Source organism: Desulfosporosinus burensis (assembly GCF_054657535.1).
Genome location: NZ_BAAHYN010000014.1, coordinates 124,949 through 140,646, shown reverse-complemented (window position 1 = coordinate 140,646; position 15,698 = coordinate 124,949). Strand labels below are relative to the sequence as shown.

Annotated in this window: 15 protein-coding genes; 1 reads left to right on the top strand and 14 read right to left on the bottom strand. The window is 41.9% G+C overall.

Features of this window, described 5'->3' with window-relative positions; translation table 11 throughout:
- Positions 1-34 precede the first annotated feature (34 nt).
- The 11 genes from ACYQ3Q_RS22615 to ACYQ3Q_RS22565 form a co-directional block, all read right to left on the bottom strand.
- Positions 35-1,171, bottom strand: a complete 1,137-nt coding sequence (locus ACYQ3Q_RS22615; RefSeq protein ID WP_459930730.1) for an N-acetyl sugar amidotransferase — start codon at positions 1,169-1,171, stop codon at positions 35-37.
- A 23-nt stretch (positions 1,172-1,194) separates the two neighbouring features.
- Positions 1,195-2,328 (bottom strand): non-hydrolyzing UDP-N-acetylglucosamine 2-epimerase, encoded by a 1,134-nt coding sequence (gene wecB, locus ACYQ3Q_RS22610; protein ID WP_459930757.1) that lies wholly within the window; start codon positions 2,326-2,328, stop codon positions 1,195-1,197.
- A 15-nt stretch (positions 2,329-2,343) separates the two neighbouring features.
- A complete protein-coding gene (locus tag ACYQ3Q_RS22605) occupies positions 2,344-3,465 on the bottom strand; it encodes a polysaccharide biosynthesis C-terminal domain-containing protein (RefSeq protein WP_459930729.1) in 1,122 nt (373 codons plus the stop codon).
- 1 nt (position 3,466) lies between these two features.
- Positions 3,467-4,489, bottom strand: a complete 1,023-nt coding sequence (locus ACYQ3Q_RS22600) for a polysaccharide biosynthesis protein (protein WP_459930728.1) — start codon at positions 4,487-4,489, stop codon at positions 3,467-3,469.
- 25 nt (positions 4,490-4,514) lie between these two features.
- Positions 4,515-5,714, bottom strand: a complete 1,200-nt coding sequence (locus tag ACYQ3Q_RS22595) for a glycosyltransferase family 4 protein (RefSeq protein ID WP_459930727.1) — start codon at positions 5,712-5,714, stop codon at positions 4,515-4,517.
- Positions 5,715-5,906: 192 nt separating this feature from the next.
- The gene (locus ACYQ3Q_RS22590; RefSeq protein ID WP_459930726.1) at positions 5,907-6,581 is read right to left on the bottom strand and encodes an HAD family hydrolase; all 675 of its coding nucleotides are present in this window, start codon (positions 6,579-6,581) and stop codon (positions 5,907-5,909) included.
- Positions 6,582-6,645: 64 nt separating this feature from the next.
- Positions 6,646-7,629: an ATP-grasp domain-containing protein gene (locus ACYQ3Q_RS22585; protein ID WP_459930725.1), complete on the bottom strand. Its 984-nt coding sequence runs from the start codon at positions 7,627-7,629 to the stop codon at positions 6,646-6,648.
- A 68-nt stretch (positions 7,630-7,697) separates the two neighbouring features.
- A complete protein-coding gene (locus tag ACYQ3Q_RS22580; RefSeq protein WP_459930724.1) occupies positions 7,698-8,321 on the bottom strand; it encodes a sugar transferase in 624 nt (207 codons plus the stop codon).
- A gap of 15 nt (positions 8,322-8,336) precedes the next feature.
- Positions 8,337-9,494: a DegT/DnrJ/EryC1/StrS family aminotransferase gene (locus ACYQ3Q_RS22575; RefSeq protein ID WP_459930756.1), complete on the bottom strand. Its 1,158-nt coding sequence runs from the start codon at positions 9,492-9,494 to the stop codon at positions 8,337-8,339.
- Between the two features lie 147 nt (positions 9,495-9,641).
- Entirely contained in the window at positions 9,642-11,504 is a 1,863-nt protein-coding gene (locus tag ACYQ3Q_RS22570; protein ID WP_459930723.1) for a polysaccharide biosynthesis protein, read from the bottom strand.
- A 268-nt stretch (positions 11,505-11,772) separates the two neighbouring features.
- Positions 11,773-12,591: a tyrosine-protein phosphatase gene (locus ACYQ3Q_RS22565; RefSeq protein ID WP_459930722.1), complete on the bottom strand. Its 819-nt coding sequence runs from the start codon at positions 12,589-12,591 to the stop codon at positions 11,773-11,775.
- 211 nt (positions 12,592-12,802) lie between these two features.
- Here ACYQ3Q_RS22565 and ACYQ3Q_RS22560 point away from each other — a divergent pair, with 211 nt between their 5' ends.
- Positions 12,803-13,039, top strand: a complete 237-nt coding sequence (locus tag ACYQ3Q_RS22560; RefSeq protein WP_459930721.1) for a hypothetical protein — start codon at positions 12,803-12,805, stop codon at positions 13,037-13,039.
- Between the two features lie 492 nt (positions 13,040-13,531).
- Here the strand turns inward: ACYQ3Q_RS22560 and ACYQ3Q_RS22555 are convergent, their stop codons facing one another.
- The 3 genes from ACYQ3Q_RS22555 to ACYQ3Q_RS22545 all read right to left on the bottom strand — a co-directional run bounded on the left by ACYQ3Q_RS22555 (position 13,532) and on the right by ACYQ3Q_RS22545 (position 15,694).
- Positions 13,532-14,119: a Uma2 family endonuclease gene (locus ACYQ3Q_RS22555; protein WP_459930720.1), complete on the bottom strand. Its 588-nt coding sequence runs from the start codon at positions 14,117-14,119 to the stop codon at positions 13,532-13,534.
- 149 nt (positions 14,120-14,268) lie between these two features.
- A complete protein-coding gene (locus ACYQ3Q_RS22550; RefSeq protein WP_459930719.1) occupies positions 14,269-14,979 on the bottom strand; it encodes a CpsD/CapB family tyrosine-protein kinase in 711 nt (236 codons plus the stop codon).
- A gap of 16 nt (positions 14,980-14,995) precedes the next feature.
- Positions 14,996-15,694 (bottom strand): YveK family protein, encoded by a 699-nt coding sequence (locus ACYQ3Q_RS22545; protein ID WP_459930718.1) that lies wholly within the window; start codon positions 15,692-15,694, stop codon positions 14,996-14,998.
- Positions 15,695-15,698: the final 4 nt, after the last annotated feature.

Sequence of the window (15,698 nt, the reverse complement as noted above, 5' to 3'; positions counted from 1 at the left end):
TTAGGTAAAAACTATACTTTTATAAATCTTCTTTTTATCTAAACTGGCGTTTTTCATAACCTACTAAAATTGCAAATTTTATGGCTGCATTAATTAACCAGTACGTTGATTTATAATCACGAAATGTTTTATTCTCGCCATTCATCATTTCTATGAATTCTTTCTTGGCTAAACCAAGCTTCTTAGCAACATATTCAAGGTCTTGTATCGCAAGATTCTCATCATACGGGGGTTCTGCAAGTTTTTGCAATGCTCCGTCTCTTGTCATTTGACCTGTCAGAATCAGACTTGAAAAATGGGCTCTTCGCTTGTCATAACCAAATTTCTTGACTAACCAATAACCTTCATAAAATCGTGTAAATATACTTTCAAAATGTTTATTAGCATATCGCTGCCAACCAAACTTCTTTTCCAGGAGGGATATAGCTTTTTCCTTATTATAAGGTATCCGATTTAAAGGCTGAACTATTTTCATGCCTTTAACATAGCGATAATACAAGCGATATTTAAACATACCGCAAAATGGAAGTGTTTTTAATGCTCTTACGCCAAATTTCTTGTGAATATCTTTCATTTGACGTAAATCATTTAAGTACACCCATTCATTTGGCTCTCTTACACACTCAGTTGAGTAGTTTGCCCCTGTTAGAACGTATTTTAATCCCTGCTTTGCAGCATAATTATACAGTGACGCGAAGATTACATGGTCTTGTGGAGAATCTTGATATGGAACTTGTGCCTTAAAATACGACAACTGCAAATCTTTCATCTCATTCCAATCCACAATCTCCGTATACAAGTCAACATCAAGGCCTCGAACAATTTTCTCAATGTTCTCAACAGCCACGTTCAACGTCCATCCTGTATCAACCGCAAAAATCAGCGGACGTAATCCAAGTATTTCTTTTGCATAGTATGCAAGATAGGAACTGTCAACGCCACCGCTAAGACCGATGATACAATCATATTTTTTCCCTTTGCCGTCTTGCTTGATTTTTTCTACGATTGCATCTAATTGTTGTTTACCTCTTTCGTCTGGATGCCAATTGGGAAGTATTTTGTTGTAATAATTGTTGCAATGATCGCAGAAACCTCTTTCATCAAACTGTATAAGAGAATCTGTAGTGTCCATGACACAGTTAGCACAAACTTGGTACTCTCTATCTTCCATTTTTTTGCTCCTACTTTTTTATTTTAGGTTTCTCCCCACACCGTTATATTAACTATCTTTGCATAGCTCTGGATCAGCTTCGCAACCTTTACAGACACATTGGTATCTAAATAATTCTCAGCCATAACCGTCTCCTCACCATTCTCAAACATCGCCACAGCCAGCTCCACCGCCTGCTCAACATCTTCCCCTCTAATCCCACCAATAACCACAGTCCCCTTATCAAGCACCTCCGGTCTCTCAGTAGAAGTTCTAATCAAAACCCCCGCAAAGCCAAGAATAGCACTTTCTTCGGACAATGTCCCACTATCCGACATCACACAGTACGCATTCATCTGCAGATGGTTATAATCGATAAATCCAAACGGACTCATGCTCTGAACCAGCGGGTGGAATGCAAACCCACGCTGCTCGATAAACTTCTTGCTTCTCGGATGCATTGAGTAAATAATCGGCATCTGGTACTTTTCTGCAATTTTATTAACAGATGTCATCAACGACATGAAATTATCTTCCAAATCAATGTTCTCTTCCCTGTGAGCTGAGAGCAAAATGTACTTACCCTTTTCTAATCCCAAGCGCTCCAATACATCTGAAGCCTGTATCTTTTCCATATGGTCCCGCAGCACTTCTCTCATCGGAGAACCCGTCACGAATATGGTCTTTCCATCTATGCCCTCGGATAACAGATAACGTCTGCTATGCTCCGTATACGGAAGGTTGATGTCGGAAATGTGATCCACAATCTTTCTGTTAACCATCTCAGATACATTCCAATCCCAACAACGATTACCTGCCTCCATATGGAAGATAGGCACTTTTAGTCTCTTGGCTGAGATTGCCGCAAGAGCCGAGTTTGTATCGCCAAGAATGAGGAGTGCATCCGGTCTTTCTCTTTGAAGCACCTCATAGGACTTTGCTATAATATTTCCCATAGTCTCGCCTAAAGTGCCGCCCACACTATCCAAATAATAGTCAGGTGCACGTAACCCCAAATCCTCGAAGAACACCTCATTTAAAGTGTAGTCCCAGTTCTGTCCTGTGTGAACGAGGATATGATTAAAGTATTTATCACAAGCCTTAATACAAGCTGATAGTCTAATGATTTCAGGTCTTGTACCGATGATGGTCATGACCTTTAGTTTATTTCCATTCATTTTGTCTGCCACTCTCTACACCTCCTCATAGTAAGTGTCCGGTTTCTCCGGATTGAAGCATTCATTTGCCCACATTAATGTAACCATGTCTGTATCACCTAAGTTCTCAATGTTGTGAGTATAACCGGGTGGAATGTCTACCACTTCCAACCTATCTCCGCTGACGTGGTATTCGATTACTTCACTCTCGCCAATTTTTCTAAATCTAATAACTCCCGTACCGCTCACCACCAAGAACTTCTCATTTTTACTGTGGTGCCAGTGGTTGCCCTTCGTGATACCGGGCTTGGAGATGTTGACGGATACTTGTCCTCTTTCTGCAGTACGGATAACTTCAGTAAAGCTTCCTCTATCGTCAACATTCATCTTTAAAGGATAGCTAAAATCATCCTCTTGGAGGAAGCTCAAATATGTGCTGTAGAGGTTCTTCTCCAATTGATTTGACATATCGGCAACAGAAAGATTACTTCTACTCTCTTTAAAGCTGCGAAACGTACTAGCCAATGCCCCCAACTTGATGGAATGTGTAACTGGAACAATACAATGACCGTCTTCTACTGTTGGATTTCCTTCCAGCACTTTTAAGAATTCCTCCACCACATCATCGATATAACATAACATCAAGTCTGCATCTGGATTGTTGACTTGAATTGGAAGTTCCCTCGCGATGCTATAGCAAAAAGTCGCAACAACCGTATTGTAATTTGGTTTGCTCCACTTGCCGTAAATATTGGTTAAACGGTAGATGTACACTGGAGCGCCAGTAGTCCTTCCATATTCAGCAAGAGCCGCTTCACCCTGCTTTTTACTCTGGCCGTATGGGTTGTCCTTATCCACTTGAATGCTTGAGGTGAATACGATAGGCACCTTTTTCACATTACGACGATTATGTTTCATCAAACCCTGAGTAATCTGAGCTGTAAAATCAGCATTTCCTTCAAAAAATTCTTTTTCATCCTTTGGTCTGTTGATACCTGCCAAATGGAAGATAAAATCACATTCTTTGAGGTATTCAGCTAACTCTGCATCCGTAGTTTGACGAGTTACCTTTAATAGCTCATATCTCTCATTTATATCCAGAGTTGCACAGAGGTTTTTTCCTATAAAGCCGTTGGCTCCAGTTATAAGTACTTTCACTTTATTGCACCTCATTCATCCCAAGCTCTACTCTAACGAAATCAAGACTTAACAACTTATCTTTTATTGCTTCAACACTCAATCTATAAGTGTTATGGGAATTGTATTCTTCCATTGTAGAGAGCTTTTCATTTCCATTCACAAAGTATTTTTCGTAATTCAAATCACGATTATCAGCCGGTACTCTAAAGTAATGACCCATATCTTCCGCTTTAAAGAATTCTTCTTTAGTCAACAGCGTCTCATATATCTTTTCTCCATGACGAGTACCGATGATTTTGATTTCATGATTAGGGTCAAAGAGCTGACGCATAGCCTCTGCTAAATCTCCTACTGTACTTGCCGGAGACTTCTGCACAACAATATCTCCACTTTGAGCATGTTGGAATGCGTATACTACCAATTCCACAGCTTCTTCTAAACTCATCAAATAACGTGTCATATTCGGATCAGTAACTGTCATCGGCTGATCTGTCCTAAGTTGCTGCACGAACAGAGGAATAACAGAACCTCTTGAAGCCATAACATTACCGTAACGAGTGACACAAATGCTCGTCCCATCTGGGGCAACAGTTCTCGACTTCGCTACAATAATCTTCTCCATCATAGCTTTGGAGATACCCATAGCATTGATGGGATAGGCTGCCTTGTCTGTTGAAAGGCAGATACATTTCTTTACGCCATACTCTATAGCGGCGGTTAATACATTCTCTGTGCCCAGAACATTGGTTTTTACCGCCTCTAACGGAAAGAACTCGCAGCTAGGCACCTGCTTTAGTGCAGCGGCATGAAAAAGATAATCCACTCCATACATTGCATTTTTAATGCTGGCTATATCACGAACGTCTCCTATATAATACTTGATTTTTTCGTTCTGGTATAGACGGCGCATGTCGTCCTGCTTCTTCTCATCACGAGAGAAAATGCGGATTTCGCCGATATCAGTATTTAAAAAGCGGTCTAAAACTGCCCCACCAAAAGAGCCTGTACCACCTGTTATTAATAAAGTCTTGTCTTTGAACATTATCCTATTCTCCTCCAAAAAATAATTAATTAAAATGCTTCACAATAATTTCATATGATGTTTTAACTGTATAATTTTTTACTAAATACTTTCTGGCATTATCTCCGTATGCACTCAATTCGTCTCGTGATGTACATATTGAATCAATAATGTCTTTAAAACTGTCACTATCATTACTTTTGCACCACCAGCCAAATTTACCATCACAAATGACTTGTCCAATGTCGGTATTTGCATCTGTACAAGCCACTATCGGCATAGCATACTCCATATACGATAATAGCCTTGATGGAAAGTTTGGTATGGTAAAGCGATGATCTAAAAATATCAGTCCAACATCACAACCAGTTACCAGTTCATCATATTCCTTCTTTGGCAACCCATTTATCAAAAGCATATTGCTCGGCTGTTGTTCTTTATAAAACGTTTCAAGTTTATGGTATTCAGCACCTTTGCCGCAAATAATGAAGAACTTATCATTTAAGTTTATATTGCTTTTTAAGCACTCAACAACAAAATCTATTCCCTGCGGTTTGCCAAGATTGCCACCGTATATAAATATAGTGCAATCATCTGGAATCTTATATTTTGTTCTTATGCTTCGTTTGTCAGATCTATTCAATTCTGCGGGCAAGATGCTATTGGGGCAAATCTCAACTCTATCTGCTGGTATATCCGGATTATGTTTCAATACAAAATCAACGTTAGCCTGTGACATGCATCCGATATAGTCCGATAGGCTATAGAGCTTCTTTTCTTTACCTCTAAAGTATCTATGCAGCAAGCTCTTATCTTTTATCATTCCAATGTCTACAGCATTTTGCGGAAATATATCTTTTAGCAATAAATAGGTTTTTGCATTATCCCTTTTCTTGAAGTATTTAACCGCTCGTGCGAATGTAACCGGTGGAGTCGAATATATAATTAGGTCAAACTTTACACCATGAAAATAAGTCTTGATTCCTCTAATAAATGTACTTTCCAAGGAAACTGTTGTAAGACCCTTTTCAATTAAATTGACGTTTCCGGTAAGGTTACCTGTCCTAATTCGCAGGACATTTTTTCCCTCTTCTTCATTAATAACTGTTTGTTGGCCATTGCGTTTTTCATTGGAACAAGCAATATATACTTTATTACTATTGCGTTCAAATTCTTGCATTAAATCAGAGTATATATTATGTTCTCCAACTTCTGGATACGCAATTGTCATAAAAAGTACATTCATCGCTTACCACCTAATTTTTCATATCATCTTTTCCGCCGCAACCCAGCATAGGCCCCAGTCTCACTTATATCCTTAACCACTACAACACCTGCACCGACAATGCAACCACTGGTATTGTTTACGTTATTTTTTCACACTCTCGATTATGCCCATTCGCGTCCCAGTGCCAACAACCACAGTTTCCGCCAACGATCACCTTAAAACATCAATCAAGTCAGTTAGAGACTCTATACAGAAATCCGCAGAATAATTTTCTTCTGGAACTTGAACATTACAATACTGGCCTTCTGTTCTAGAGACCTGAACAGTGAGCCATCCTAGCTTCTTTGCACCGATAAAGTCTTTGCTCGGATTATCCCCTACATACACAATATCATGGTGTGCGCACCCGAGCTCTTGCTTAGCAATAGAATACGGCAGAAGACTAGGCTTCCAATTTTCTCTACCATACACATCAGTAAATACTATCGTATCAAAATAATCTTTAATATCCAGAGCTTTTACCTTATTCCTTTGAACCATTAAATATCCGTCAGTTATAAGCCCCATCTTATATCGTCCCTGGAAGTGATCTAATGCCCATATCGCATCTTCATAAGCAGAAATATAGGGGGAATGTTCCCGATATACTTGAACCATACTTCGAATCAGCTCAGGGTCACATTTTACACCTAAATTCACTAATGCTTGGTCAAAGATATTACCCCTAATTCCCAGTCCGTAAATTTGTTTGGCATGCTCCTGAAATCCAAAGATCTCAAATTCCGCCTTTAACCATGTATCTACAGAGTTGAAGCCGCTAAAAACAAATTGCTCTTCCGGATAGATTGTATCATCTAAATCGAACACTATTGCTTCTATACTCATTGTACACATCCTTAAAACCGCAAGACTAATTTATCAGGTTCAAGTTGATTAGATAAAAAATCTCTTATAAAATATCCTCTTTTCTAACAAAAACGGCATCATCATATCGAAGCATCACTATTCCGTCGTCCCATTCATCAATTTCTATATTGACCTTCGAGCCTCGTAATAGCTGGATAATCCACTTGGGAAAGTCAGCCCCGGCCTCTATCGCCAGTGGAAAACCTCCACCGAACCTCGGGTTGATCTCAATGAATTTTAACTGATTATCCACTGTGCGGATACACTGCAAGGTAATACAACCCAACGCCCCAGGAAGAGCACTAACAATCTTAATCGACTGTTCAATAATCTCCGGATCCTTGACTGTCATCCCCTTACTAACCTCTCCAGCCCTTGTCTCAATCCGTAACCGCGGTACGGCGCATCGTACTTTTCCTTCAAAATCCACTAAAACGTCAATAGTGTACTCTTCCCCGGGTACAAATTCTTGAATAATTGCCTCAGGTACATGCTTCATGTAGAATTCTAATTCCGCCCTATTGTTAACCCTAGTTGCACCAATGCTACCGCTTCCGCACGCAGGCTTAACAAAGTACGGATACGAACCTTCGTTGTCCTCCAAAATCCTATTAGCATCAGATATTCTTGGCGTTTCAACTCCAATTGATTGGAGAAAACGACTAGTGTTCCTCTTGTCAAAGCAGATATCATTAACCTGCTTTGATGACACCAGCAAACGAACCCCCATTTTTCTGAATTGCTCCTTATGCTCCGCAAGAACCCCCAATTCAGGATCAATCAAAGGTACAACCATTTGAATATTATAATCCTTACAAGCTCTCAAAATGGACTCAACATACGAAGGATTAGCCACTGGGGGAACTAATACACTCCCATCAGCAATAAACCGCGTTGGGGCATTGGATTGTAAGTCCGCAACAACAACCTTACCTACAATTCTAAGCTCGTTAAGAATCTTTTTAAAGTGTCGTACTAACGCTACTCGCCTACCAGCACTCGTGAACAGAATGTTAAATTCCTCCATGGTTTATAATCACTCATTTCTTAGTATGTAAGGGCTAAACGGACCTTTAAATGAAATGTACCTTCTATCTAGCCACTTATTTTCTCCCCAGCCACACCAAACTCTTCCATCGTCTGATTCTTCGACTGATTAACCCCGCTCCTTTTAAGCACAATATCCAATGTCCGTAAAAAGATCCTAAAGTCAGTCCCAAACGAAATATGCTCAACATACCACACATCATACTCAAACCGCGTCTCCCAGTCCACCCCATTGCGCCCATTGATCTGTGCCCACCCAGATATCCCTGGTGTCACATCATGCCGCCGCATTTGTTCTGGAGTATAACGTTCTAAGTACTGAACTAACAAAGGGCGAGGGCCAATAAAACTCATCTCCCCTTTTAATATATTAAAAAGCTGAGGTAGTTCATCGACACTAAGCTTTCGCAAAACCGTTCCAACACGGGTCATACGTTCCATATCGGATAGGGGTTGACCGTTATTCTCCGTCTCCAAGCGCATGGTCCGAAACTTATAAATCGTAAATATTACTCCGTCTTTACCCGGCCGCTCTTGCTTAAAGAGCACGGGGCCCTGCGATCCTAATCTTATGGCAACTGCTGCACAAAGCATGATCGGAGACGCCGCAATCAACAAAATAATCGAAAATAATAAATCCATAACTCTCTTTATCTTAACGTAAGGTATCATGAACAGTCTACACTCCTAGTTCACATCTTCCCACAATCTCTTCAGCCGTGCTTCAGGATCGGCAATAGAGGCATACCGAATAGCTCTCTTAACCTCATCCACGACGATATCGATTTGCTCCTTAGTGATATTATTAAAGAATGGAATAGCCAAAGTACCGCTCGCAACGTGTTCTGTAACCGGGAAATCCCCTTCCTTATACCCAAACATCTCGCGATAGAAAGGCTGAAGGTGGATCGCAGTAAAGTATGGCCTACACCCTACCCCCCGGTCTAAAAGTGTTTCCATAGCTAAGTTCCGATCAATCCATGGCTCAAACCGTATTACGAACACAAACCAACTCATTTTCACTCTCTCGTCAATCGTGGGAAGAATAACCCCTTCAACATCTTTAAGTTTTTCCATATAAGAATCAGCAACTCGCTGACGAGCAGCAATAATTTCATCAATTCGCTCCAACTGTGCAATACCAAGTGCGCAACTGATGTCACTCATCCGATAGTTGTAGCCTAAACGAACATGATTGAGCCACTGGGTATCGATTCCACGTCCTTGATTGCGAAGACTATAACATAACTTAGCAAGGGTTTCGTTGTTCGTAACGACGATCCCACCCTCACCCGTAGTAATTTGCTTATTCGGATAAAAGGCGAAGACCCCAGCATCGGACATCGTTCCCGCTTTTTTACCATTCCACTCGGCCCCAATCGCCTCACAGGAGTCTTCAATAATAAACAGGCCATGTTTAAGAGCAATGCGTCTTATGTCATGCATGTTCGCAGGTTGCCCAAATACATGGACCGGTAAAATTGCTTTGGTTCTTTCCGTAATCTTCGCTTCGATTTGCGCGGTATCCATGTTATAGGTTTTTTCATAGATATCAACAAACACGGGTTTGGCGCGTTCAAATAACATACAATTACTAGAGGATATAAAACTAAATGGAGTTGTTATAACTTCATCGCCATCTTTTATTCCCAAAGCGGCAACAATCATATGTAAACCACTCGTCCCACTATTACAGGCTATTGCATATTTCGTTCCAGCATAGGCTGCCATTTTTTCCTCGAACTCTTTTAATTTTGGCCCTAAGCTCAAAAAATTTGAGTCTAGGACTGCTAGAACAGCTTGTTTCTCTCTCTCTGTAATATCAGGTCTTGATAATGGAATCATCTGCTGCAAACCCCTTCCCTCCTTTAATTTCTATATCTAAATATAATGATGAGGCTTAGAAAAAGTTTACGATGAATAATCTGTGTAAACCTTCTCATCTTACCCCTTCAAACGTACATCTCTTTAAAGACTTAGATAAATCATACCCTACCTCGCCGACACCCTCTCCATCCCGTTCCTCCCCGTCCACTGCCCAAACCCCACCACAACCCCACCCAACTCCTCCACGATCTCTTCCCTCGTCAAGTACGAACCCCTCTCCCTAACCACCTGAACCAACCCCTCAATCCCCGCAACATCCACCCCATTCGCCTTCGCCACAAAGATCCTCTGATGCTTCGTACTCGTCGTCCCTTCCTCCGCGGTGAGCAACTCCTCGTACAACTTCTCTCCAGGCCTTATCCCCGTAAACTCAATCTTAATATCCACATCCACCTCAAACCCTGACAATCGAATCAGATCTTTCGCTAATTCTACAATCCTAACCGGCTTTCCCATATCCAAAATAAACACTTCTCCACCCTGAGCCATCGCTCCCGCCTGAATCACAAGCTGCGCTGCCTCCGGTATGGTCATAAAGTAGCGAACCATATCTGGGTGAGTCACGGTCACAGGGCCACCCTTGGCAATCTGTTTCTTGAAGGTCGGAATGACACTGCCTCGACTCCCTAGGACATTGCCAAAGCGAACGGCGACGAAACGGGTCTGGGATCGTCGATCTAAACTTTGAATGATCATCTCAGCCACTCGTTTCGTGGCCCCCATAATACTCGTCGGATTAATGGCCTTATCCGTAGAAATTAGCACAAAGGTCTTGACCCGGGTCAAGTCCGAGATCTCGGCGACATTATAGGTTCCTAAGATATTGTTCTTCAAAGCTTCCTCTGGGTTGTGCTCCATCAGTGGAACATGCTTATGAGCAGCAGCATGAAAGACGACTCCGGGTTTGAACTTTCTGAAAACTAATTCGACCTTTTCACGATCTTTGACATCCAAGATTTCGGTGACGAGATTAAGACCGGGACAGTCAGAACGCAGTTCTTGCTCGATATCAAAAATACTATTCTCACCACGCCCGACCAGGATCAGCTTTTCCGGGTTAAATCTACAGATTTGCCGACAGAGTTCTGAGCCAATCGATCCACCGGCTCCTGTGACTAAGACGGTTTCTCCGGCTAGATAGCCTGCTACTTCCTCGATATCGAGCTTCACCTGGTCCCTGCCCAATAAATCTTCAATCTGCACTTCACGGATTTTCAAGGCATCCACTTGTCCGCTCAAATAGTTATAAATACCCGGAATGATCTTAATGACAACTCCACTTTTTTCACAAAGCTCGGTGATATCCCGTATGGTATTCCCTGGTGCTGAAGGTATCGCGATAATGACTTCCTCCACTTTGTGGGATCTTATAACTCGCGTAATATCTGTCCTTTTTCCTAGCACGGGAATACCCATCAATTTGAGCTTTTGCTTTTGTGAAGCGTCATCAATAATCCCCACAGGATAGCCTTCTCGATAATTGCTGTTTTTCAGTTCTCGGACCGCTAAGGCCCCGGCATCTCCTGCCCCGATAATCAGGATTCGCTTCGGTATTCCCGGAATACGAACGTTAAAAAACCCGTCTTGCAAGATCCGCCCTAAGAAACGTGAGCCTCCGATTAAAAAGGTGGAGGTCAACCATAATAGTACCGCTACAGTATTCGGGTAGCGCATGGGGGCTAAGAAATATATAACGAGTACGACACTACTCGTTCCGACCGTCACCGCATAAAGGATTGACGTGAGTTCACTGATACTGGCATACTGCCAAAGCCGATTATACAGACCGAATAAGGAAAAGACGAGTAGGTAGATGAGTGTTCCAGCCCAAGCTGTATGATAATAGGTCAGGAAATATTCCTGTGGAATGTCTCCTTCAAAGCGAAGATAAAAGCTACCAAACGCAGCCAGATTAAGGAGTACTGAATCCACTAACATTAAGGCTAACGATTTTCGGTTTAAGATCATGGATCGGACCTTCCTTTATTTACTACTACTATATACCCTCCCTGTCCTTCAAGACCCTCCTCGATATAAAATACAAAGATTTTTAACCCTTTAAGGTTAAAAATCCCGACCCTGCTCCTATTCCTATAGGTCCACAGTCCTAGGACAAATGTACTTATAAGTATTTTCGTGAATGACGACTCAAAGTCCTTCCCAAGAAGTACCCATAATTCTTACATCATCATCGCTATCAAATGAATATTCACCAAAATATATGCTGTTTTGCAAATTAATCCTCTTCTTTCCCCCTCAACCGTTTAAAAAACCTCCAAAATCCATTCATTCTCTTCTTTCTAACAGGTTCATTAAGGGTATACTCCCTTTCACCCGACAGAGGTTTCCCGGCAAGGAGGGTTTGAGGATTGCTCAGCGTCACTTCTTGAAAGCGTTCCTCACCCACGATTTCCTCGAGGCTTTGCAGTGCCTTCAGATAGGTGGAATCCTTTTGAGATGCGCGATGAGCATCCGATCCGACAAAGTGGATCAGATTACTCTGAAGCATGATTTCTGCGAGTTCCTGGGACCGAGGACCATATCTGCCACTCAGACTTCTAAAGTTCAACTGAAAGAGAACCCCCTTGTTAGCCCATTCAAGTAAGCGCCCCGGCTCATCAACTATCCCCTTATTCCGTTCCGGATGGGCAAGAACCGGAGTCAGCCCCTGGACTTGGAGTTCAAAAAAGACCTGTTCGGTATACTGAGGAATCTCTAGCATGGGGAGCTCAACTAGGAGATACTTGCCGGTATTTCCCAGGGTCAATAGTTTACCTTCACGCACCCACTTGGCCATTTCAGGGAAGATATAGTTCTCCGCGCCCGGTAAGATTTCCACTGGGATCCCTGCTTCAGCTACTTGCTTACGTACTTGGTCTGTTGTAGCTAGGATCTCCTCTGGGCTCAAAGAGTCGTTCCCCTCTAGGACATGCGGGGTGGCTATCAGCGTCTTAAATCCTGCCTCGTATAACTGACGTACCATTCCCAGTGTTTCTTCCATAGTATCTGACCCGTCGTCCAGCCCGGGCAGGATGTGGCTGTGGATATCGATCATCTAAACTCCCCTATACGCTTTCTGATAATACCGTATTCTCCCAAACTGTTATAGTACTAACATCTTCTTATTACTATTATTCGTCATATATTGACTTATTCCTGCAACTCCTATCTTTAATACATTCCCATAATATTTTACAATACTAAAGTAACAAGCCTTCAAACTTATGTTACAATGATGTTACATGAAGCAAAAGAAGGTAAAAAGTATGTCTACTATTAATGTTCTAATTGTTGACGATGACCCCAGTGTTTTAAGGCTGTTAGAGTCGGCCCTGGTCAATAACGGTTCCTCAGGTCCAGAGTCTTTCTCTCCAGTAGTTCTTGAAGAGTTACCCCTGGGAAATCCTCCAGGACCAGTACTGGAAGACGCTCATGGTCAATTCCTTTCTCATGCCTTGGATAGCCTTTTATGTCCAGGGGTGTCACCACCTTCTAGAAAATAATTTGCACTACTTTATTTTACCATAGTATTGTAAAGAATTTTCTCATTAAAGTACTGCTTTTTAATCTCGGTAAAGAATGTTACAATTGATCCGAGAATGTTTGACACTTGAGACAAGATTCAACGACTCCAAGCTTTGTGTGGATTATATATTAAAATGGATTTAACAGATATCACCCGAACGGGTGATATCTGTTAAAATCGGGCTTGTGCTCGGGGTCCCCAACACACATATGTTCTTATTTCAGCCGTTTAATATGGATGAGTTCCTCGCCCTGGGCTGTAAGCGGTTGTCAATTTTCTTAATGTCTTCCCGAACAAAACGCAATTCCGTGTTGATCTCCATCTCACAAGTAATTATTTATGTGCATTTTGAACTCAAAAGTATTCTAGCACAGATTCGGCTTTTGCAGCTCACAGTTTTTAGAGTTTTTGAGTAAATTGCCTCTACATAATCTTTTCAAAGAATGCTAATCAATTCCTATGCTCATTTTTAAACAAAAACCGAGCTTAAATCTATTTCAAATGCTGAGGGTAGGGATACATGAATTGCCCCTACTTTGATCGTATGATCCTCCGCATAAACTTCAGGTCTACCATATCGGTTATTTTCCTGTAAAGTAAACACACTTACTAACCTGTTCTCAGGTTCAACAATCCAGTATTCTGGCACTCCAGCTTTTTCAAATTTATTAAACTTTAAAAGCTTGTCTTTTCTAGCCGTCGACGGCGAGGAAATCTCGATAATCAGGGCTGGCACCCCGAAATATCCTGTTTTTCTAAGCTTACTTTCATCACATATCACCACAATATCGGGCTGTGAGATGATATTCGAGATTTCTTCATCCCGTTCATTATCGTTAGGAATACAAAGATCAAACGGAGCAGCAAATACCCTGCACGGTGTTCCTTTAAGATGAGCATTAAATTGTGAGGTTAGTTCTACAGATATTGCCTGATGCTGCCAGGTTGGAGCTGCTTGCATATAGGGTACTCCGTCAATAATCTCCCATCGTTCTTCCTCAAGCCAGGTTATGTAATCTGCATAGGTGTATTTTCTTCCTTCCTGTGGTAATGGCATCAAGAACACGCTCCTTTGGTGTTTTACTATAATTATACTTTAGTATTTCCCATTTTTCATCCGTTTTTTACCAACCCGGTTTCGTTAATCGATTGAATAACCGTAGGGGCAATTCATGAATTGCCCCTACGGTGTAATGTATCTTGAAATTAGCGTTTTTTATGGCCTTTGTGCTTCTTCTTAGAATCCTCGGATCCATGATAATAGTAGTAATAGTAGTATTCACTGGTTTTCATGTCTGCTTTGTTGAGAACAGCCCCTAGGATCTTAGCTCCTACTTTATCCAATTGCTCTTTGGCTCGTTGGGCATACTCTTTGTTCACTTCACCTGAAGCTAGAACCAAGATGACTCCATCGACTTCCTGGGCAATAATGGCGGCATCCGTCACCGCGATGATGGGCGGAGTATCGATCAGAACCACGTCAAATTGCTCGCTGACTTCCTCGATCAAACGCTTCATCCGTTGGGATCCGACTAACTCCGCTGGATTCGGCGGAATGGGACCTCCCGTGAGAACCTTGACACCGGGAATCGCCGTTTCCTTTATAAAGTCTTGATTACCTTGATCCTGAACCAGAAAACTCGATAGACCCTCAAAATTACCTACCTTAAATAGTTTATGTTGAGTGGGATTACGCAAATCCGCATCGATGACCAGCACGGATTTCCCGGTTTGAGCGATACTTACCGCTAGATTGGCGACCGTAGTCGATTTCCCTTCCCGTGGACCTGAGCTGGTGATCATAATTTTCTTAGTCTTGGAATCCACACCTGTGAATTGGACATTGGTTCGGAGTGTTCGGTAAGCTTCAGAGATTGGAGATTTTATTTGTTCAAATGTAATTAATGAAACTGTCAAAAGGAATCGTCCCCTCTTACCCTTGTATTTCCGTTTCGTAGTTTGGTATGACGCCTAGTACCGGAATCCCCAAAATCCTCTCCACATCCTCGGAGGTCTTTACAGTGTTGTCCAGATATTCCAAGAGGAAGACAAGTCCGACGGAAGCCATTAAGCCCACAACAAAGGCAATCAAGATGTTCAATTGCTTATTGGGCTTAACAGGGTGAGTTGGGGTCATGGCAGTATCGACAATGCTCACACTATCCACTTTTTTGATGTCAATCACGGCTTTAGAAAACTCATTAGCCATTGAGTTGGCGATAGAGGATGCCAGCTCAGGGTCTGTATTCATAACCTGGATTTCTAGGATTTCCGTAGTCTTCACTGGGTTAATGGAGATCATACTGTCCAGTTCGGCAACCGTCAATTCCAAATCTAAGTCATTAATGACATTTTGTTCGACAGTGCGACTTTGCGCAATCGCTGCATAGGTCTTGGCAAGTTGGAGGTTGGCTTGAAGAACACTGTTATCCAGCATTTGGACTGCTGCTTGACCTGACTCTGAAGCCTTTTTACCCACGATCATAGTTGTTGAAGCTTGATACACGGGTTTTATCACAAAAAAACTTATGACTCCGCTGGTAAGGGCTGCTATGAGCGGTAGAGCCACAACGATGATCCAACGTTTCTGGAGAACTTCCCAGTACTGTCGTAATTCTATTTCTTCTTCCATGTCT